Genomic DNA, 22028 nt, shown 5'->3' with positions numbered 1-22028 from the left:
GAAAGAAAAATGATTAAGAAACTGATTTAGCTATTCTTTTTCGGCTTTAATTTTTCTTGTTTGTTTTTTGTTTTAATAGTTTGCAAATTTATCTCAAAATCAATACAAAATATAAGAATTTGTTTGAAAAAATCTAACAAAATGAATGAAAATAGTAATAATTGTTAGTTTTGATTTCTGTGTAAAAAGTGTGGTTTTTGGGTTTTTTAAAGCTTTTAAAGGAGTTTTTCGGATGTTATTTAGATTGAATAAAGCACCAAAATACTACGACATCCAAGAGGTGTATTTTTATGAAATTTTATGATTATATGAGATAATAAATGTTGTAAAATTTTATCGGAACTAATCTCATAAGTTATCACGAGAAAAAAATTATCTCTTTAAAGCAAAGTGCCCTTTTTGAATTTTGCCATCACTAAATTTTATTTGAAACCAATAATCATCAGATGGTTGAGGGATATTATTGTAAGTACCATCCCATGAAGTATTGTTTTGAGTTAATTCTTTTAGCAGCTTGCCATATCTATTAAATATAGTTATTGAGTATTTTTTATTTGTTGAACCCTTTAGTTCCCAATTATCATTGTATCCGTCTCCGTTTGGAGTGAAAAAAGCAGGATAGTCTAATAATGTAACTTTTTCTTCTAGAAATCCGCAACCCTTTACTTCTCTCGCAAAGATTGTATAATCGCCGCCTGAAAGATTACTAAAAACATTTTCTTTCTGATAATAATTGCCATCTAAAGAATATTCATACTCTAGTCCTGTATTGATTACAATTTCTAAACTGTTTTTATCGCTAAAATCATTTGTTTTTATAAAGTAATTGGGGATTTCTGAAATTGTTTTTTTCGTAACCGTTATTTCGGCTTTATCAATTCCGCAAATACCATTGTCGACTGTATAGGTATAGGTTCCTGAATTATCAAATAAGGGATTAAATAATCCATTTCCGTTTGATAAATTTGGGCTCCATGATCCACCTTCATCTGGATTGCCTTTTAAGAAGTTAAATAGATTAACAGGGTCATTGTTAATGCATATTGATAATGAGTTGTTCTCTCCGGCATTTGGTAATTTCAAAACATTGACAGCGACTTCGGAAATGCTATTTTCGCAAGAACTATTTAATATAGTGTATTTGTAAATTCTTGACGGGTCTTTTTTGGGATCAAATACTCCACTTCCGCTTGCCAATGCCGGACTCCATGTTCCGCCTGTGTTAGGTGAACCATTTAAGCTGTTAAATAAATCTGTAGGATTGTCGTTGTAGCAAATGTTTAAATGTCCATTTTGACCAGCACTTTGATAGGGGTCGACTTTAACTTCGACTTCAGTGTAGATAGTACCGCAATATTGATTTGAGATAGTGTACTTATATATTCCTGGAGGATCCAATTTAGGATTAAATATTCCGTTAGGATTTGTTAGGGCAGGAGTCCAAGAGCCTCCTTTTTCTGGAGTTCCTTTTAAAATTGAAAAAAGATCTATTGGATTTTCGTTTACGCAAAGAGATATATTGCTATTTTCCCCAGTATTTGGTAGTTCTTGAATATCGACTAATATTTCGGCTGTGTCGCTTAAACAAGATCCGTTTGTAATGGTATATTTATAAAGACCTTTAGCATCAACTTTAGGATTGAAGATTCCAGTTCCACTTGATAAATTGGGTGTCCATGTTCCGCCTTTGTCTGGAGTTCCTTTCAAAATAGTATACAAATCTACCTTTTCACCAGATCTGCAAATGGTTAAAGTATTGTTTTCTCCAGCATTTGGCAATAAATCTTTTAGAACAGTTACTTGAGCACTTTTAGTCCCACATTTGCCATTTGAAATAGTATAGGTATAAACTCCAGAAGGATCAATTGAAGGATTAAATATTCCAGTCCCACTTGCCAAATTTGGATTCCATATACCTCCTCGGTCGGGATTTTCGGTTAAATAATTAAAAAGATCAAGAGGTGTTTGATTTGTACATATTCTTAGACTTCCATTTTTTCCTGCACTCAAAACATTTGAGGTTTGAAAATCAAAGATGCCATCATTATTACTATCCAATGGAGTAGTATAGCCATTTGATGCAGAAATCACCAAGCCATTTGCATCAACAATGCAAGGCGAATTCCCTAAGAATCCGTCACCATCATTATCATCAAATCCAGCTTCGATTACGTCATAACATCCATCATTATCGCTATCTAAATCTCGAGAATCGGGAAAACCGTCTCCATCAGTATCCCTGTTTGGAATCCCGTTTTCTTCTACAATATCCAGAATTCCGTCGTTATCATCATCTAGATCGACATCATCTAAAATTCCGTCTTTATCAAAATCAGGAATGCATTCTTGTTTTACTTCGCTTTCATTGCTGCATTTTGATGGGTTTCCTATAATTTCTGTTAGACCATTTTTTAAGGGAGAGGAAAGTAAGTTACAAATTGCAGAACAGTCGGTAAGAGAAGAGTTGTAATATATTGCAAGTGTTTTATAACTGGCACCTGTATCAGCTAATTGTGTTAAAGATTGAAGGCCGTCTAAACTTTTTAAAGATGGGTTGTAATTAATATCCAGACTACCTCCAATTTTATTTAGATTTTTAAGTCCCTTTAAGCTTTCAAGTTTGGTATTGGCTAAAATTTGTACAACACCCGCAACTGATTGAAGATTGTTAAATCCATCAACTGATTCCAATAATTTAGTACTTGCAATTATAATCCATCCTGTTGGTGGCGTAACACTTCCAATTGATTTTAAATTTTTAAATCCTGATAATGAAGTTAGGCCTGAACCATAAAGCGTAAATCCAGAACCAATAATTTCTAAGCTTTCAAAAGCAGGAATGGTTTTTAAGGATGTAGAACCAGTGCCAAAAAAATCCATTTGAAAAAAACGCTCTATTCTTTTTAAATTTTTAAAACCCTGCACAGAAACTAACGAATGTGCATTTAAGTTAAAATCATGCCCAATAAATTCTAATGCATTAAAGCCGTCAATTTCTTTTAGAACACTTGGGACATTGCTAGTGGTGATAGAAAGATCGCCACCAATTATTTTTAATGAATTAAATTTTGGAATTTGTGTCAATCTGCTATTATCACTTATTCTTAAGTGATTGGTAACTTCAACTAATTTTTCAAAACCAGTAATTGTTTTTAATGATAGTTCATAGAATTGTAAATTACCTTTTATAGTTTCTAGATTTTTAAATCCGTCAATTGTTTCATTGAGATAGTTTTCGTAAATGTTTAAATTGCCGTTTATAGTTCTTAAATTATTAAAGCCAACCAAGTTTTTAAGTTGTGTGCCTCTTATTAATAATTCACCTCCTACATATTCCAAATTATAGAAATTAGAGACATCTGATATTTTAGAATATTCGATTTTCAAATTACCTTCTACTCTTTTTATTGAAGTTAATTTCGAAAAATTATAAGCGTCTCCACCGATAGATAAATTTCCATTAATAACTTCACAATTAGGGTATGAAGCTACAAAATTATCAACATCTGTCTGTTTGTATAGTACAACATCGCTCGGCGGACACTGGGCAAAAAGAAAGTTAAAAAATAAGAAAAAGAATAAATATATTAATTTTTTCAGCATATAAACTCTACTTGGATGGAAGCCAAATGTAGTTTAATTTTTTAAAATTTAACACAAATATATTGCTTTAAAAGTTTTTCTTTTTCTTAGAAAACACATTTGAAATTGATAATTATGTTTAACAATTTAGAGCTTTATTTTCTCTAAAAAAGACGTAAATTTGAATCCTCTCCATGATTTAGAAAGCAATTTTTCACACGCCATATAATCAAGTGTTTATATTGGAAAAGCCTTGGATTTGGAGCTTAATTTTTGTATTTTCACTCTATGTATTTAATATTCGATACCGAAACAACCGGATTACCAAAACGCTGGGATGCCCCAATCACCGATTCTGATAACTGGCCTCGCTGTATACAAATTGCTTGGCAGCTTCATGACGAAATGGGACAGCTTATTGAGCATCAGGATTATTTGGTAAAACCAGAAGGATTTAACATTCCATATGATGCCGAGCGTATTCACGGAATTTCAACTGAATTGGCTGAAGCCGATGGAATCTCGCTGGCCGAAGTTTTGGAGAAATTCAATATTGCCTTAAGCAAAACCAAATTTATCGTTGGTCAGAATTTAGGTTTCGACGTTAATATTATGGGAGCCGAATTTCATAGAATGGGAGTTGAATCTCAAATGAGTTCAATGCCTGTTTTGGACACTTGTACCGAAGTAACTGCTTCGTTATTGCAGCTTCCTGGAGGTCGTGGAGGAAAGTTCAAACTTCCAACTTTGACCGAATTACACAGCTATCTTTTCGATCAGCCTTTCGCGGAAGCGCACAACGCAACTGCCGACGTTGAAGCAACTACGCGTTGTTTCCTTGAATTGGTTAGAAGAGAGGTTTTTACAAAAGAAGAATTAGATGTTCCGAAGGAATATTTCAAAGAATTTCAGGAAAGAAATGCGGAGCCATTTAAGTTAATTGGTTTAAAACATATCAATTTAAAAGCAGCTTCTGATAAAATTAGAGAGCAGCTTAAAGCTTTAGCTGGAGAAGGACAGCAAAATGTTGTTTCAGAAGAAGATAAAGCCGATTTTAAAGCAGCGAAATTTGCGCATTTGCACAATCATACGCAGTTTTCAGTACTTCAATCGACTATCGGAATTGGAAACATTGTAGCTGCTGCAGCCAAAAATGGAATGCCTGCCGTTGCCATGACGGATACTGGAAACATGATGGGAGCTTTCCATTTTGTGAGCGCTGTAATGAACCACAACAAAGCGACATCTGGAAAAAATAAAGCTCTAGTTGAAGCTGGAGAAGAGCCAACTGAAACGGAGGTAAAGCCAATTGTAGGCTGTGAATTTAATATCTGCGAAAATCACCTAGATAAAAGCAAAAAAGACAACGGTTATCAAGTTGTTTTAATGGCTAAAAATAAAGCGGGTTATCACAATTTGGCCAAAATGGCTTCGATCGCTTACACGGACGGATTTTATTATGTTCCGAGAATTGACCGCAGGATTGTGGAACAATACAAAGGAGATATCATGGTTTTGTCTGGGAATTTATACGGAGAAATTCCGAGTAAAATCTTGAACATTGGTGAAAACCAAGCCGAAGAAGCTTTAATTTGGTGGAAAGAACAATTTGGCGAAGATTTCTATCTCGAAGTTATGCGCCACAATCAGGAAGATGAAAATCGTGTCAACAAAACCCTGATTGAGTTTTCACAAAAACACAATGTCAAATTAATTGCGACTAACAATACTTATTATTTAAATAAAGAAGATGCCAATGCGCACGATATTTTACTTTGTGTAAAAGACGGTGAAAAGCAGGCAACACCTATTGGACGTGGACGTGGTTATCGCTACGGACTTCCAAATCAGGAATATTATTTCAAGTCGCAAGACGAGATGAAAAAACTTTTTGCTGATTTGCCAGAAGCGATTATCAATATTCAGGAAATTATTGATAAGGTTGAAGGATATTCATTGTATCGAGATGTATTACTTCCGAAATTCGAAATTCCCGATGAGTTTATGGTTCCTGAAGATGAAGAAGATGGTGGTGTAAGAGGGGAAAATAAATATTTGCGACATCTTACGATGGAAGGTGCCAAAAGACGCTATGGCGAAATTACCGAATCGATTCAGGAACGTTTGGATTTTGAGTTAATGACGATTTCGAACTCCGGATATCCGGGTTACTTTTTGATTGTACAGGATTTCATCGCCGAAGCTAGAAAAATGGATGTATCGGTAGGACCAGGACGTGGATCTGCAGCGGGTTCAGCTGTTGCATACTGTCTTGGAATTACAAACATTGACCCGATTAAATATGACTTACTTTTTGAGCGTTTCCTAAATCCTGACCGTGTATCGATGCCCGATATTGATATCGATTTTGATGACGAGGGTCGTGGTCGTGTAATGGAATATGTAATCAACAAATACGGTCAAAAACAGGTGGCGCAGATTATCACGTATGGTAAAATGGCAACCAAATCGGCAATTCGTGATACGGCACGTGTACTGGATTTACCATTATTCGAAGCTGATAGAATTGCAAAATTGATTCCGGGAATGATGCCGTCAAAATGGAATTTGGCGCGTTTTATTTCGGAGAGTGAAGAAGAAGTTAAAAAAGCGCTTCGTTCAGACGAATTTGATAATGTAAAAGAATTAATCGCGATTGCCAATGAAGATGATTTGGCAGGAGAAACCATTCAGCAAGCAAAAATTCTGGAAGGGTCGATGCGTAATACCGGAATTCACGCTTGTGGGGTAATTATTACGCCATCAGATATTACGAATTACGTTCCCGTAACAACAGCAAAAGATTCCGATTTATATGTAACACAGTTCGACAACTCGGTTGCAGAAAGTGCCGGATTGCTGAAAATGGACTTCTTGGGTCTGAAGACCCTTACGCTGATAAAAGATACCGTAAAACTGGTAAAATATAGAACCAATATTGATCTGGATCCCGATACTTTCCCAATCGATGATGAAGAAACGTATGCGCTTTTCCAAAGAGGTGAAACCGTTGGAATCTTCCAATATGAGTCACCTGGGATGCAGAAATACATGAAAGATCTGAAGCCAACCGTTTTTGGAGATTTAATTGCCATGAACGCATTATATCGTCCGGGACCTTTGGAGTATATTCCGTCTTTCGTTCGAAGAAAAAATGGTGACGAAGAAATCAAATACGATTTAGATGCTTGTGCAGAATATCTTTCTGAAACCTATGGAATTACAGTTTACCAAGAGCAGGTAATGCTTTTGTCTCAGTCTTTGGCAGGATTTACAAAGGGTGAGGCCGACGTCTTGCGTAAAGCGATGGGTAAGAAACAAAAAGACGTACTAGACAAAATGAAGCCGAAGTTTGTTGAACAAGCTGCTGCAAAAGGTCACGATGCCAAGATTCTGGAGAAAATCTGGAAAGACTGGGAAGCCTTCGCGAGTTACGCCTTCAACAAATCGCACTCGACTTGTTATGCTTGGATTGCGTACCAAACGGCTTATTTGAAAGCGCATTATCCTGCCGAATATATGGCAGCAGTACTTTCGAATAACATGAACGATATCAAACAAGTTTCGTTCTTCATGGAAGAATGTAAACGTATGGGATTGCAGGTTCTTGGGCCAGACGTAAACGAATCGTACTATAAATTTACGGTAAACGATGACTACGCAGTTCGTTTCGGAATGGGGGCGATTAAAGGCGTTGGTTCTGGAGCAGTAGAAACCATTGTTGAAAACAGAAAAGACGGAAGATATAAATCGATTTTTGATTTGGCGAAGCGAATTGACTTGCGTGCAGCTAATAAAAAAGCGATTGAGAATTTAGCGCTTGCAGGAGGTTTCGATTCATTTGAAGGAACAACCAGAGCACAATATTTCCATGATGATGGTGATGGAATTACTTTCTACGAAAAAGCAATGCGTTATGGATCGAAGTTTCAGGAAAATGAAAACTCATCTCAAGTAAGTTTATTTGGAGAAACCAGCGAAGTGCAAATTGCAGAACCGGTTGTACCGCCATGTGAAGATTGGAGTACAATGGAGAAACTGGCAAAAGAAAAAGAGGTTGTTGGAATCTATATTTCTGGCCATCCGCTTGACGATTTTAGATTTGAGATGAAATATTTCTGTAATTCTCGTTTAGAATCGCTGAAAAGCATGAATGAATATGTTGGGAAAAATCTAATGTTTGCTGGGATCATTAATAACGTACAACATCGTGTAGCAAAGAATGGAAAAGGTTGGGCCGCTTTCAACTTAGAAGGTTATGACGAAAGTTATGAGTTTAAGATTTTTGGAGAAGAATATTTGAAATTCCGCCATTTCTTGATTCAGAACAATTTCGCCTTTCTGAAAATTATGATAAAAGACGGATGGGTCAATCACGATACGGGTAAAAAATCGGATCCTAGGATGCAGTTTGTTGAGATTCGACAATTGCAGGATATTCTGGAAGCTTTCGCTAAAAAATTGATTGTACTGTTGAATATTAAAGATCTTCACCCAGAGTTTATTCATAAACTAAGTCATTTGTTTGCTGAAAACAAAGGAGAGAATTCTGTGACTTTTGAAATCATGGAATTGGAAAAAATAAAACGCTTGGTTGAGGTAGAAACCCCAACAGATTTTGAAGCTGATGATGCTGTTTTTGAAGATGAAAATGAAAATGAAGAAGGGGAAGGAAATGCAAAGATTCAAGAAGTAAATGAGGTTGAAGAAATAAAAGTGGTAACCAAATTAACGATGCCTAGCCGCCGTCTGAAGGTTAAAATTTCAGCAGAATTATTGCAGGAATTGGAGAAAATGCAGATTAATTTTAAACTCAACTAAAAATTTAACAGTTAAAATTTGAACAGATGTTAATTTTTTATGTTAAAAATATGCGCGCATAATACTTTTTTAGTAATATTGCCCAAAATTACAACGTTTTCGTTCCAAGTCTAACTTTGCAAACCGTAAGAATATGTTAAAATATTCTATGTTTGTACTAATCAATAAATCAAAATTATGAAAAAGAACCTATTTTTATTAGGATTATTAGTTTGCTCTATGGCCACAATGGCGCAAACAGAAAAAGCGGAAAAACCAGAAAGCTGGTATTTTAAATTAGGAGGATCATATTTCAACCAAACTGCTTCAACTGAGTTTCCAGAAGTAGGAGGCCAAGCACCAAACAGAGATGTGTATTCAGGTACTTTAGCTAATAATAAATTAGTTTCAAGAGAAAGTGTAACAGGTTCTTTTGGACAAGGTTTTAGAAGTGGTATTACTGCTGGTTACCGTTTTTCTACTCGTTTAGGAGTTGAGATGTCTGCGAATTACTATATCAGTAATAGTAAAACAATGGCTCAAACAACAGATAGACTTATTTCATATAATCCTGCTGCTAGCCCTGCAGCTACATATGTAAGTTTTACTGCGGAAGGACAAATTAAAGCTTTTGATTTAGCTCCATCACTTGTAATGTTTTTAGGAGAAGCTCATGGTTTTGAGCCTTATACTAAAGTTGGAGTAATTGTTCCAATTCACGGTACTTTAGATATTAAAACAAATAGAGAGTATACAACATTTGTAGGTGCTAACCAAGTTGCAAAAACTGATGCTTACTCTAAAGATGTAGTTAAGCCAAATGCAACAATTGGATTTATGGCTGCTATTGGTACTTCTTACAAATTAGGGAAACATATTTCTGCTTTTGCAGAATTAGAGTACCGTAACTTTACTGTTCACGGAAAAACAAAAGAAACTACTGATTATACTGAAAACGGTGTAGATAAATTAAATACTACAACTTCATTTAGAGCTGCTTCATATTCAGCTAATCATACTAACTACCACAGCAAAATCGATGCTAATTCTAATAGTATGGTTACAAATGCAGCAGGTTTCGATAATACAAAAGCAACAGACGATTTAAGTTCTTATGTTGGAATTTCTGGATTAGGATTAACATTAGGTATCAAATACAGCCTATAATTTTTCCAATTTTTTATAGTTTATAGTTTGAAAAAAGAGGATATTCGAAAGAATATCCTCTTTTTTATGCTCATTTTTTTATCATTTATTTCGAAGTTTCTCTAAACCCCTTCAAAACTTGATCAATAACCCAAGTGGTTCTTGAGCCAGAAGTTCCTTTAGATGGAGAAGCGCCTTCTTTTCCTAATAATTCAGCAATAACAGTTTCAATAAACGGTTGCTGAATATGTAATGGATTTTCAATTGTAATACTTTCTTTTTCTCCATTTGCATATTGAATATGAATTGGATCGTTTCCGAAAGTAGAAAAAGAGATTTTTCCTTTATCGCCTACAATTTCAGTGTTATCATAACGTTCAAAACTTGCAAAATTCCAAATTCCTGAACCATGAATTCCGTTTTCGAATAAAAAGGACATTGAAACTGCGTCTTCTGCCGGATATGCTTTTAATTGAGAAGTTGCATGTCCGCGAACTGATTTTATCGGACCTAAAACAAAATCAAGGAAATCTAAAGTATGGCAAGCCAAATCCACAAAGATTCCGCCTCCTGAAATATGAGGTAAAACAGTCCAAGGAAGATTGATTTCGTCATCGTAACGTGCTTCAAAAGGATGGTACAAAACACAATTGACGTGCCTGATTGTTCCTAATTTTCCCTGATCGATTATTTCTTTTATTTTTAAAAAACGAGGTAAAGCTCTTCTATAATAAGCAACAAACAAAGGAACATTATGTTCTTTGCAGACGCTGATCATTTCGTTGCATTCTTCAAATGTCAAAGCCATTGGTTTCTCCACATAAACTGGTTTTCCTGCTTTGGCGCATAAAATGGTGTATTCTTTATGAGAAGATGGAGGAGTAGCGATATAAACGGCGTCGACTTCGGGATCATTTATTAAATCTTCCGCGTTAGAATACCATTTCGGAACATTATGGCGTTTGGCGTAATCTTCGGCAAGAGCCGCATCTCTTCTCATAACTGCAACTAAAGCCGAATTTGGAGCTTTCTGAAAAGCTGGCCCGCTTTTTACTTCGGTTACATTTCCGCACCCAATAATTCCCCATTTTATAATTTCCATTGATTAAGTTTTTAGTTTCTCAAATTTAAAAAAGGTTTGCCACGAATTGCACTAATTTCCACGAATTATTTTTTTGATGTTTGCCGCAGATTAATGGATTTTCACAGATTACTAAAGTAAACGCATAGATATTTAAATCATTTTAATTCTTTTAATCTGTGGCAAAAAAAATATATAAATGAGATTTTCCTCAATTTAAATTAGTGGAAATTAGAGTAATTCGTGGCAAAATAAAAAGCCACAAATTCACAAAAATAATTCGTGAATTCGTGGCTAATAAAAAATTTAGCTTAAAGTTTTATTTTTTAGGTAAAGCTTTAAAACCCATATTGTAAAGCGTAAAAGCTTGAATGTCTACGTTCTCTTGAATCGTAGCCGCAACAGATTTTCCTGCTCCGTGACCTGCTTTAACGTCAATTCTAATCAAAACCGGATTTTCTCCAGTTTGTTTTTCTTGTAACTCAGAAGCAAATTTGAAACTGTGCGCAGGAACTACACGATCGTCATGATCTCCAGTCGTTACCATTGTTGCAGGATAATGAGTCCCTTGTTTAACGTTATGAACAGGAGAATATCCTTTTAAATATTCAAACATTTCTTTGCTGTCTTGAGCAGTTCCGTAATCAAAAGCCCATCCTGCTCCTGCTGTAAAAGCATTATAACGAAGCATATCCATAACTCCAACCGCTGGCAATGCTACTTTCATTAGGTCAGGGCGCTGAGTCATAGTTGCACCAACTAATAATCCTCCATTAGATCCTCCGCGAATAGCTAAATAATCAGAAGAAGTATATTTTTGAGCAATTAAGTATTCTGCAGCAGCAATAAAATCATCAAACACATTTTGTTTTTGCATTTTAGTTCCTGCATCGTGCCATTTTTTTCCGTATTCACCGCCACCTCTAAGGTTAGCCACTGCGTAAACTCCGCCATTTTCCAACCAAACCGCATTAGCAATACTAAAACTTGGTGTTAAACTAATATTGAATCCACCGTAACCGTAAAGAATAGTTGGGTTTTTACCGTCTAATTTTGTTCCTTTTTTATACGTAATAATCATCGGAACTTTTGTACCATCTTTTGAAGTATAGAAAACTTGTTTAGACTCATAATCTTCACTCTTGAAATCAACTTTTGGTTTTGCATATACTTCAGATTTGCCAGATTTTGGTTCAAAAGAATAGATACTTCCCGGAGTTGTATAATTTGTAAAACTGTAGTACAAGATTTTATCTTCTTTTTTACCGCTAAATCCACCAGCAGTTCCAACAGCTGGAAGTTTAATTTCACGAATTAATTTTCCGTTATAATCATATTGCTGTACAAACGAAACGGCATCTTTAGTATAGTTGGCAAAGAAATAACCAGCACCAGTTGATGGCGATAATATATCTTTGGTTTCTTTAATAAAATCTTTCCAGTTTTCAGGCTTCGGATTTGCTGCATCAACCGTTACAACACGTTTGTTTGGTGCGTTATAATCTGTTTCAATAAACAATTTGCTTCCTTCGTTTTCAATTACGTTGCTATCGCTATTAAAGTTGTCTACGATAGTAACAATCGGGCTGTTCGGTTTTGTAAGATCTTTAATGTATAATTCGTTTCCGTAAGTCGAATTAGCGGCCGTAATTACCAAATAATGATTGTCTTCAGTAACATATCCGCCCACATATCTTCTTTTTTGATCAGCTCCAAAAATTACTTTATCATCTTTTTGAGAAGTTCCTAGTTTATGGAAATACAATTTGTGCTGATCTGTTTTAGCAGATAATTCACTTCCCTTTGGTTTGTCATAGCTAGAATAGTAGAACCCTTCATTTTTATACCATGAAACACCGCTGAATTTTACATCAACCAAAGTATCTTCTACAATTTTCTTAGAAAGTGCGTCTATGATAATTACTTTTCTCCAATCGCTTCCTCCTTCAGAGATTGCATAAGCTGCTTTGCTTCCGTCTTCAGAAAAATCAAGTCCGCCTAGAGAAGTTGTTCCGTCTTTAGAAAAAGTGTTTGGATCTAAGAAAACTTCTTCTTTGCCATTTTCATCTTTTCTGTAAACAACAGATTGATTCTGAAGTCCGTTGTTTTTAGAGTAATAAGCAAATTTTCCTTCTTTGGATGGAGCTCCAATTTTTTCGTAGTTCCAAAGTTTTTCCATTCGCTTTTTAAGTTCTTCGCGAAACGGAATTTTATCTAAATAAGCATAAGTAACTTCGTTTTCGGCTTTTACCCAAGCACCAGTTTCGGCAGATTTATCATCTTCTAACCAGCGGTAAGGATCGCTTACTTTGGTGTCAAAATAAACATCAACAGTTTCTCCTTTTTTTGTTTGCGGATATTGTATTTTGCCTTGTCCAAATGATATTCCTGCAGTTGTAATTGCCATTAATAAAAATGTTTTTTTCATAGTTAGTTTTTATCTGTTATAACAAAAATAGCACTTTTTGTTGTGAAAATTGAAATGAAAAATTAAACCATATAAGTAATGTAAGTTCATTTAAACGGTTTGCTTAATTTTACTTATGTGACTTATATGGTTTAAAATTGTTACAGATTAAAGTTAACCCCCAAAACGATATTTCTTCCAATATTCGGAATGCCATCTGTCTTTAATCTAGAAAGATGTGCAATATATTTTTTGTCGAATAAATTGTTTCCGTTTAAATTAATATCGAAAGCCGTTTTTCCTAGTTTAACAGTTCCTCCAAAACCTAAATTTACTAGAGTATAACCTTTAGAAGCTGTTTCGAAACCGCTTACATTATCTTGATTAAAAGTCGAAGAAATGTTCAATGAAGCAAAACCTTCGCTCAGCCAGTTTTTGATGTTAAATTCAGTTCTAAGTGTATTATTCCAATTGTTTGCTGGAATCAAAGGCAGATAATCTTTGTTTTCTTTTTTACCTGTAACCGTTTCAAAGCTAGTTTCAAAATGCAACCAGTCTAAAGGGTGAGGATGAAAATGCAAACCAACTTCACCACCATACAATTGTGCATTATCTTGAACATAAGCAAAAACATCATTATCATCTCGAACTTCCCCAGTTGGCGAAGTATAGATATAATTGTTTACATGATTGTAAAATCCGTTTACGAAAAATTCAAAGTGTGTGTTTTTGTATTCTAAGTTCAAATCGGTCTGAACGTTTTGCTCTGTTTTCAAATTAGCATTCCCAATTTCATAACGATTTGTTCCTTCATGAACACCATTTGAAGTCAATTCAGCCAAGTTTGGAGCTCTAAATCCTGTGGCAACATTCAAACGAAGCGTTAAAGGTTCTGCCAGTTTTGTTTTATAACCTAAAGAAGCATTAAAGCTATCAAAAGATCGGTCTAAGGCCTGAAAATAACCTTCTTCACCTTCAGTTCCGTGTGCTATTGAAGTAATATTTCGGTTGTCAAAACGCAATCCGGCTTGAATAACGCTATTGTCCCATTCGTAATTGGCTGTTCCGAAAATTCCAAAATCATTAGTTGTGGCATCAGGAATTAAATATTCTTCTCCAGAATTTTTATTGGTTTGATGCATTCCCTGAACACCTAAAATAGTTTCGATTTTTCCGAATTTTGGAAAATGATATTTCGCATTGTAATTGAAAGTGTTCAATTTCATGTGAAGAGAAGCTTCATTGCTGTCTTCAAATTCACTTCTGTCATTGGAAATATATCCTAAATCAACATCCAGTTTAGAGTTTTCAAAAAAGATAACATTATTCAAACTCAATAAATGATTGAAAATTCCCTGTCTCGGAAATTGAGTGTCTTTGCTTGAAGATTGTGCTGCAATTCCGTCTTCTGGAATCCCGATATCCAATTTGTTATAGTTGTATCTTAAAACACTTGAAAAAGTCGAATTGCTGTAGCCAATTCCAGTTTTAAAGTCCGTTTCGTTGTAACGCGAATTTGTCACACGATCACCACCAGAAATTTTGTAATCAGAATGCGTATTGTAGCTTCCTCGTGCTAAGAATTTCCAGTTATCTGTAGACGTTTTTAATCCGATAGAAGAGTTGCTTCCTTGTGTATTCGTAAAATATTTTTGACTGAAATTAGCTTTAAAATCACCAGCATCAGCAAATTTTTCTGGATTGAAATATAAAACACCTCCCAAAGCATCAGATCCATATAATAACGAAGCAGGGCCTTTGATTACTTCAACACTTTCAATTCCGGCATCATTTAAACCTAAACCATGCTCATCTCCAAATTGCTGATTTTCGATACGAACTCCCTGAGAATAAACCAAAACTCGATTACCGCTAAGTCCGCGAATTACTGGTTTTCCGATAGAAGTTCCTGTTGAAATCTGAGAAACTCCTGGAATTGTTGCTAAACCTTCAATCAAAGTTGAGGTTCCTTTTTGCTGTAATGTTTTGATGCTTTCGTGCTCAATCTTCATTACGTTTTGCGATTGCAGTTTATTGAAAGGTGTAGAAACTACTACTTCATCCATTTCTAAAATAGATTCTTCAAGAGTAATATCTAGCGTATTTTGCTTAAGCAATTTTGCGATAGTTTTATTTTGATTTGCATATCCAACATACGTGAAAGCAATGCGTAGGCTTCCGTTTGGAAGATTATTCAGTTCATATTTTCCGTTTGCGTCTGTTGTAGTTCCTTTATGTAATTCGGGAGCATAAACAGAAACTCCGGGCAATGGCTGATTTTGATTATCGGTCACTGTTCCCGAAACCGAATTTTGAGCAGTAAGTATGCTCGAAAACCCTAAAATAAGGGCTATTATATATTTTTTCATTTGAAAATGATGCTATAGTTAAATTGAATTTTTCTTCAAATAAAAACCAAACGCGACATTAAAGCATTCTGATCCCAATTTAGAAGATTAGGATTAGGAAACTCAATGTTGTTTTGAATTTAAATGAAAAGAAATGTGATTTTTTTTCGAAAAATCGATAACCTAAGAAACTATAAATGCAGGAGGTCCGCGTAAGAAATACGAAGGAGATAAAATAGAGAAAATTTTCTCTGTAACGGGTAAGAAATAAGCAAATTCTTTTTCAAAAGAATGAAATTGAAATTGAAAAGTTTCTGGAACAATGTAACTTCCGAAGGCGAAATTACAAACAAAACAAACTTCATAATCATGATGCTGATGCGTTATTTCTCCGCTCGGATCATTGTAATTGTGATGGCACTGTTTTTCTGAAAGCTGCTTTATAATATGCTCATAACTGTGTATCGACTGAAACAATATCGAAAACAATATTGTTACAGCAAACGATAAACTTAATATGAGTTGCTTTTTCTTCATACACTGCAAAGGTATAAAAGATAAAAACAAAATTGATTAATTTTTTCTTTCAGCGAGTTGATTTATTGAAAATAATGCAGCAATTAATTTTATTAGGAGTCAAAATGAGAATATTTTTACTTCTTATCGTTTCTGCAGAAAGCATTATATTATATTTGTATGTGAAATAAATGGACATCGAAAAACGTTTATTTATAATTACCTCTTTAAAATCAAAAACACGATATGCGAATTATTTTTAGCTGCTTATTTTTACTCACTTTTTTAAATTCTTTTGCGCAAGAAGACGTTAAGCCTGAGATAAAACCAGTTGTAAAAATAGATTCTTTATATCGAGAAGATCAGTTTTATTTTTCGGTTACCTATAATATGTTTACGGATATTCCAATCGATTTCAAACAGAATAAATTTTCTCTTGGACTTTCAGGAGGTTTTTTGCGCGATATGCCGGTGAATAAATCAAGAACCGTTGCTATTGCTGCTGGATTAGGGTTGAGTTATCAGAATTATTATCAGAATCTGACTATTTCTGAAGATGGTTCGGGATCAATAATATATGGAGTTAACGATTATGGGCAATTTGTATCCAATCGTTACAGACAATATTCTGTAGATCTTCCAATAGAATTCAGATGGCGTAATTCGACGTATGAAAGTACTAAATTCTGGCGTATCTATGGTGGAGTTAAACTGAGTTATGTTTTCTCAAGCGCCTCTACTCTTGACGATGGCGAAAAAACGTATAAAATCAAAAACAACGGAGATATCAATAAATTTCAGTACGGACCATATCTGGCCGCAGGATATAATACCTGGAACGTTTATATATATTACGGCTTAAATCCGTTATTTAAGTCGGCAACAACTTTGAATGGAGAAAAAATCAATATGAAAACCTTAAATGCAGGACTGATTTTTTATATTTTATAACCACAAGTATAAAAATAAAAGTTGTGGCATTATTCCAACAAACAATCCAATTAAGATTTCTCTAGAAGTATGCGCATTCATTTCTAAGCGAGATGAAGCTACAATTCCTGATAATAAAATAAGTAAAGCTGGCCAATAAGGATTATGCAGCTGAAGATGAATATTTAATCCGATAACAAAAATCGTTAAACCTGAGATTGCGACCATATGCAAGCTTGCTTTTGTCTTGAACAGCACACATACCAATGCTAAAATAGTACTGAACAATGCGGCAAGAAAAAAGAAGTGAAGCTCTGGATAACGTGTAATTACAATGCTTCTTTTTACTAATAAAATATATAAAAAACACTGTAAAATAAGAGGAATAGTTCGTTCTGATGTCTGACTTAGCATTATTGATTTTACGTGTCCAGTCGATCTTAATAATAGATAAAATAAGATCGGAACAATGATGTTAATGACCAAAATCTGAATTAAGACAAAATACTTTTCGTTTGTGCTGAAAACATCATCTTTGTAAAATAAGTAAAACAAAGTTGCGTATAACGATATAAAAATCGGATGTAAGATATAGGAGAATAGTGGAAGTACTTTTTTCAAAACTTGCAAATTTGTGGTCTAAAAACAAATATAATCAATAAATGTTTTCTGCCACGAATTACACGAATTCACACGATTTATTTTTTTTCCACTCCCGATAGCTATCGGGATAACCGGATTTAAAAGGATTATAATTAGTGATACTTTTTTTAATCTGGGGAAGAAATTTTTCACGCAGATTTGCTTCGCCTGTTCGCTATCGCTCGGGTAGCAGATCTCGCAGATTTTTTTAAAATTAATTTGCGGAATGGGTGGCTGGTTTTTTAGAAATCAGTGATAATCTTTGTAATCTGTGGCTAAAAATTTTCACGCAGATTTAGCAGATTATAAAAAAAAATTAATTCGTGTGAATTCGTGTAATTCGTGGCAAATCTACTTTTTCTACACTTTCATATAAATGGAATAATTAGTGAAAATTTAGGAGTTTCGTGGCAAACCTTTTTTTAAATTTGAAAAAAAGAAATTCCGAAATGAGTCTAAATTTAAAAAGCCTGGTTTCAGTACTTAACGCCAAATGGATTGGTACAAATGCTGATGTTTTAATCGATCATATTTCAATTGACAGCCGTTCACTTCAAAACGGATCACAGACTTTATTTTTTGCTCTGGCCGGTGTTAACAACGATGCTCATTTGTTTATTCCAGATTTAATAGAAAACGGAGTTCAGAATTTTGTAGTTCAATATATTCCAGATGGTTATATAGACAAAGCTAATTTTTTAGTTGTTGATAATGCACTTCTAGCGCTTCAGGAATTTGCGGCTTATTATAGAAATCTTTTCCATTTTCCAGTTATCGGATTAACAGGTAGCAATGGCAAAACAATCGTAAAAGAATGGCTTAATTTCTTGTTGAGCCCTGATTATAATATTATTAGAAGCCCAAAAAGCTACAACTCTCAAGTTGGAGTTCCGCTTTCGGTAATTGGTATTAACGAAAAACATAATTTAGGCATTTTCGAAGCTGGAATTTCGACAGTTAACGAAATGATTCATCTTGAAAAAATAATTAAACCTACAATTGGTGTGCTCACTAATATTGGAAGTGCACACGATGAAGGGTTTTTAAATTTAGTGCAGAAGATTGATGAAAAACTACTTTTGTTTAAAGATTGCCCGATAATTATCTATCAAAAAACAGAAGTCGTAGAATCATGTCTGACTCAGTTTGCGGCAGAATATATGATTCATCCGAGAAAGCTTTTTTCTTGGAGTTTTACAGATAAAAAAGCAGACGTTTTTATTGAAAAAAGAGAATGTAAAAACGATCATACTTTTATTCAATATCAATACAAAAATGAAATTTTCAATTTAGAAATTCCGTTTAACGATTCGGCTTCTATAGAAAATGCTATTTCCTGTTTATTGGTTTTGCTGCATTTTAATTACGATCAAGAAACTATTCAAAGTCGAATTGAGATGCTTTATCCTGTTCGAATGCGACTTGAAGTAAAAAACGGAATCAACAATTGCAGTATTATTGATGATAGTTACAGTTCCGATTTTCAATCGCTTAAAATTGCTTTGGATTTCTTAGAAAGCCAAAAGAAAAAAGGCGCTTCAAAAACTGTTATTTTATCTGATATTTTCCAAAGCGGATTTGCAAATGAAGAATTGTATTCTAAAGTTGCCCAGTTAATTTCAGACAATAAAATAAACCGCATCATTGGTATTGGCGCAACGATTTCTTCTTTTGCAGCTAAATTTCCAAACAGTACAATGTTTCAAAACACTGCTGATTTTATAGTTGACATCGATAATCTGAATTTTAATAATGAAACGATTCTGATAAAGGGAGCTAGATCTTTTCAGTTTGAAGAGATTGTTTCGCTTCTTGAAGAGAAAACACACGAAACAGTTCTTGAAATTAATCTCGATGCTATTAGCCATAACTTTAATTATTACAAGTCAAAATTGGCACCAAATGTCAAAATGATGGTTATGGTAAAAGCATTTGGTTACGGAAACGGCGGTTTAGAAATTGCCAAACTTTTAGAACATCATAAAGTAGATTATTTGGGAGTGGCTTTTGCCGATGAAGGAATAACGTTGAAAAATGGAGGGATAAAAGTTCCCATTATGGTTTTGAATCCAGAATCGACTAGTTTTCCATCTATGATTCAATATCAGTTAGAACCTGAAATATATAGCTTAAAAGGATTAAATGCCTTTTTGAAAATTGCACGCGAAAAGAACTTAAAAGATTATCCAATTCATATCAAAATGGATACAGGAATGCATCGTTTAGGTTTTGAAAACAATACAATCGATGAACTGATTGCGACTTTAAAAGGAAATTCAACTGTTCGTGTTCAAAGTATTTTATCTCATTTGGCAACAAGTGATGATCCGAAACATTTTGATTTTGTGCGACAGCAGATTGCCTTATTCGAAAATCTGTCTTCAAAATTAATGGCAGCATTAAATATCAATCCAATTCGTCATACATTAAATACTTCTGGAATCAGTAATTTTCCAGACGCGCAATACAGTATGGTGCGTTTGGGCATTGGGTTGTATGGAGTTTCAAACGATGCTGCAGAACAGAAATATCTGGAAAATGTGGGAACGTTAAAATCCATAATTTCTCAAATTCGAACCATTCCAGCTGGTGACAGCGTAGGTTACGGACGCCGTTTTATGGCCGATCGAGAAACAAAAATTGCTACAATTCCAATTGGTTATGCAGACGGAATTTCGAGGTTATGGGGTAATGAAATAGGCTATGTAACAATCAAAAACCAGAAAGCAAAAATTGTTGGAAGTGTCTGTATGGATATGCTGATGGTTAATGTCAGCCATATCGATTGCAAAGAAGGCGACTCAGTAATTATTTTCGGCGAAAGCCCGACTGTGATAGAGATGGCTGTAGCATTAAAAACGATTCCGTATGAGATAATGACGAGTATTTCACAACGTGTTAAGAGGGTATTTTTTAGATAATATTAAGAATTTCCAATAAAATTGCGTATTTTCGATATTACTTAATTATAAATATAAACAGATACGATATGGGATTTTTTTCTGAATTTAAGGAATTTGCAATGAAAGGCAACGTGGTTGACCTGGCTGTCGGGGTGATCATTGGAGCTGCTTTTGGTAAAATTGTCAGCTCATTTATTGAAGATGTAATTACGCCATTGCTGTTGAAACCAGCTTTAGATGCTGCGCATTTATCGACTATTGAACAATTGACTGCTTTTGGAGGTGTAAAGTATGGAGTCTTTATATCGGCAGTAATTAACTTTATAATTGTGGCTTTTGTTTTATTCTTGATAATTAAGGGAATGAATCATGCTAAAAAGAAAGATGTTGCACCACCGCCTCCAGCTGGACCAACTCAAGAAGAATTATTGACACAGATTAGAGATTTATTGAAAAATAAATAAAAATATAATACCGCTACACTAAGTCTAATTTAACCGCCTTCTAAAGAGGCGGTTTTTTTACAAAATGTTTGTTTTATAACAATTTGTTATTTTTTGTGAATCAGCTTGCCATAACTTTTATTATACTTACTTTTGCGATACAAATTAGATTAATTGATTATTTAAAAATATAAAAATGAGAATTGCAGTTGTAGGCGCTACTGGAATGGTAGGCGAAGTAATGCTTAAAGTATTAGCAGAAAGAAATTTTCCTGTTACAGAATTAATTCCTGTTGCATCAGAAAGATCAGTAGGAAAAGAAATTGAATACAAAGGAACTAAATATAAAGTAGTAGGATTACAGACAGCTGTTGATATGAAAGCTGATATTGCTGTTTTCTCTGCTGGAGGAGATACTTCATTAGAATGGGCTCCAAAATTTGCTGCTGCTGGAACAACTGTTATCGATAACTCGTCTGCATGGAGAATGGATCCTACTAAAAAATTGGTAGTTCCAGAAATCAATGCTGATGTTTTAACTAAAGAAGATAAAATTATTGCAAATCCAAACTGTTCTACTATTCAAATGGTAATGACTTTGGCTCCTTTGCACAAAAAATATAACATTAAAAGAATCATTGTTTCTACTTACCAATCTATCACAGGAACTGGTGTAAAAGCGGTGAAACAATTAGAAAACGAGTACGCTGGAGTTCAAGGTGAGATGGCTTACAAATATCCAATTCACAGAAATGCGATTCCACACTGTGATAGTTTTGAAGAAAACGGGTACACTAAAGAAGAAATGAAATTAGTTCGCGAAACTCAAAAAATCTTAGGTGATAACACTATCAGAGTTACTGCAACTGCTGTTCGTGTTCCAGTTGTTGGTGGACACAGTGAGGCTGTAAACGTAGAGTTTACAAATGATTTTGATGTAAATGAAGTTCGCGAAATCCTTCATAATACAGACGGAGTAACGGTACAAGATAATTTGGATACCTTTACGTATCCAATGCCATTATATGCAGAAGGTAAAAATGATGTTTTTGTTGGAAGAATCCGTCGCGACGAAAGCCAGCCAAATACATTAAACATGTGGATTGTTGCTGATAACTTAAGAAAAGGAGCTGCAACAAACACAATTCAAATCGCTGAATATTTAATTAAAGCTGGTTTGGTATAATCGAGAGATTAAATAAAATTGTTATAAAGAGAAAACCGTAATTG

General features: G+C 34.4%; 12 protein-coding genes. 6 read left to right on the top strand and 6 right to left on the bottom strand.

The features are described 5' to 3' along the window. Nucleotides 1-372: 372 nt before the first annotated feature. The gene (locus AAYQ05_RS00220) at nt 373-3603 is read right to left on the bottom strand and encodes a T9SS type B sorting domain-containing protein (protein WP_343540421.1); all 3231 of its coding nucleotides are present in this window, start codon (nt 3601-3603) and stop codon (nt 373-375) included. A gap of 267 nt (nt 3604-3870) precedes the next feature. On the opposite strand from AAYQ05_RS00220, the gene dnaE reads away from it, so the two are divergent. Together dnaE and AAYQ05_RS00210 are read left to right on the top strand one after the other, a co-directional pair. Continuing rightward, nucleotides 3871-8403, top strand: a complete 4533-nt coding sequence (gene dnaE, locus AAYQ05_RS00215; protein ID WP_343540419.1) for a DNA polymerase III subunit alpha — start codon at nt 3871-3873, stop codon at nt 8401-8403. Nucleotides 8404-8580: 177 nt separating this feature from the next. Then, nucleotides 8581-9549 carry an outer membrane beta-barrel protein gene (locus tag AAYQ05_RS00210; protein WP_343540418.1) on the top strand — a complete coding sequence of 323 codons (969 nt, stop codon included), beginning with the start codon at nt 8581-8583 and terminating at the stop codon, nt 9547-9549. Between the two features lie 85 nt (nt 9550-9634). On the opposite strand, the gene AAYQ05_RS00205 is transcribed toward AAYQ05_RS00210, so the two are convergent. From AAYQ05_RS00205 to AAYQ05_RS00190, 4 genes are all read right to left on the bottom strand, one after another. Beyond that, the gene (locus AAYQ05_RS00205; RefSeq protein WP_343540417.1) at nt 9635-10630 is read right to left on the bottom strand and encodes a Gfo/Idh/MocA family protein; all 996 of its coding nucleotides are present in this window, start codon (nt 10628-10630) and stop codon (nt 9635-9637) included. A gap of 298 nt (nt 10631-10928) precedes the next feature. Continuing rightward, entirely contained in the window at nt 10929-13037 is a 2109-nt protein-coding gene (locus tag AAYQ05_RS00200) for a prolyl oligopeptidase family serine peptidase (protein WP_343540416.1), read from the bottom strand. A 140-nt stretch (nt 13038-13177) separates the two neighbouring features. Continuing rightward, on the bottom strand, nt 13178-15385 hold the full coding sequence (locus AAYQ05_RS00195; protein ID WP_343540415.1) for a TonB-dependent receptor: 2208 nt from the start codon (nt 15383-15385) through the stop codon (nt 13178-13180). Between the two features lie 162 nt (nt 15386-15547). Continuing rightward, nucleotides 15548-15901: a hypothetical protein gene (locus AAYQ05_RS00190; protein WP_343540414.1), complete on the bottom strand. Its 354-nt coding sequence runs from the start codon at nt 15899-15901 to the stop codon at nt 15548-15550. A 225-nt stretch (nt 15902-16126) separates the two neighbouring features. Here AAYQ05_RS00190 and AAYQ05_RS00185 point away from each other — a divergent pair, with 225 nt between their 5' ends. Continuing rightward, the gene (locus AAYQ05_RS00185) at nt 16127-16831 is read left to right on the top strand and encodes a porin family protein (protein WP_343540413.1); all 705 of its coding nucleotides are present in this window, start codon (nt 16127-16129) and stop codon (nt 16829-16831) included. Here AAYQ05_RS00185 and AAYQ05_RS00180 read toward each other — a convergent pair. After that, complete coding sequence (locus AAYQ05_RS00180; protein WP_343540412.1) at nt 16826-17431, bottom strand: hypothetical protein; 606 nt, start codon at nt 17429-17431, stop codon at nt 16826-16828. The two genes, AAYQ05_RS00185 and AAYQ05_RS00180, sit on opposite strands and share 6 nt — an antisense overlap. Before the next feature lie 470 nt (nt 17432-17901). Between AAYQ05_RS00180 and AAYQ05_RS00175 the strand changes: the two genes are divergently transcribed. From AAYQ05_RS00175 to AAYQ05_RS00165, 3 genes are all read left to right on the top strand, one after another. Next, a complete protein-coding gene (locus AAYQ05_RS00175; RefSeq protein WP_343540411.1) occupies nt 17902-20373 on the top strand; it encodes a bifunctional UDP-N-acetylmuramoyl-tripeptide:D-alanyl-D-alanine ligase/alanine racemase in 2472 nt (823 codons plus the stop codon). Nucleotides 20374-20441: 68 nt separating this feature from the next. Beyond that, nucleotides 20442-20819 (top strand): large conductance mechanosensitive channel protein MscL, encoded by a 378-nt coding sequence (gene mscL / locus AAYQ05_RS00170; protein ID WP_111376040.1) that lies wholly within the window; start codon nt 20442-20444, stop codon nt 20817-20819. A gap of 175 nt (nt 20820-20994) precedes the next feature. After that, nucleotides 20995-21984: an aspartate-semialdehyde dehydrogenase gene (locus tag AAYQ05_RS00165; RefSeq protein WP_177211250.1), complete on the top strand. Its 990-nt coding sequence runs from the start codon at nt 20995-20997 to the stop codon at nt 21982-21984. The last annotated feature ends 44 nt before the right edge of the window (nt 21985-22028 follow it).

Source organism: Flavobacterium movens (assembly GCF_039581425.1).
Lineage (GTDB): Bacteria > Bacteroidota > Bacteroidia > Flavobacteriales > Flavobacteriaceae > Flavobacterium > Flavobacterium luteolum.
This window is presented reverse-complemented; position numbering and strand designations above follow the sequence as displayed.

Coding starts and splice junctions, on each gene's coding strand:
- AAYQ05_RS00220 (WP_343540421.1), bottom strand. CDS start 3,603: ATGCTGAAAAAATTAATATATTTATTCTTTTTCTTATTTTTTAACTTT.
- dnaE (WP_343540419.1), top strand. CDS start 3,871: ATGTATTTAATATTCGATACCGAAACAACCGGATTACCAAAACGCTGG.
- AAYQ05_RS00210 (WP_343540418.1), top strand. CDS start 8,581: ATGAAAAAGAACCTATTTTTATTAGGATTATTAGTTTGCTCTATGGCC.
- AAYQ05_RS00205 (WP_343540417.1), bottom strand. CDS start 10,630: ATGGAAATTATAAAATGGGGAATTATTGGGTGCGGAAATGTAACCGAA.
- AAYQ05_RS00200 (WP_343540416.1), bottom strand. CDS start 13,037: ATGAAAAAAACATTTTTATTAATGGCAATTACAACTGCAGGAATATCA.
- AAYQ05_RS00195 (WP_343540415.1), bottom strand. CDS start 15,385: ATGAAAAAATATATAATAGCCCTTATTTTAGGGTTTTCGAGCATACTT.
- AAYQ05_RS00190 (WP_343540414.1), bottom strand. CDS start 15,901: ATGAAGAAAAAGCAACTCATATTAAGTTTATCGTTTGCTGTAACAATA.
- AAYQ05_RS00185 (WP_343540413.1), top strand. CDS start 16,127: ATGCGAATTATTTTTAGCTGCTTATTTTTACTCACTTTTTTAAATTCT.
- AAYQ05_RS00175 (WP_343540411.1), top strand. CDS start 17,902: ATGAGTCTAAATTTAAAAAGCCTGGTTTCAGTACTTAACGCCAAATGG.
- mscL (WP_111376040.1), top strand. CDS start 20,442: ATGGGATTTTTTTCTGAATTTAAGGAATTTGCAATGAAAGGCAACGTG.
- AAYQ05_RS00165 (WP_177211250.1), top strand. CDS start 20,995: ATGAGAATTGCAGTTGTAGGCGCTACTGGAATGGTAGGCGAAGTAATG.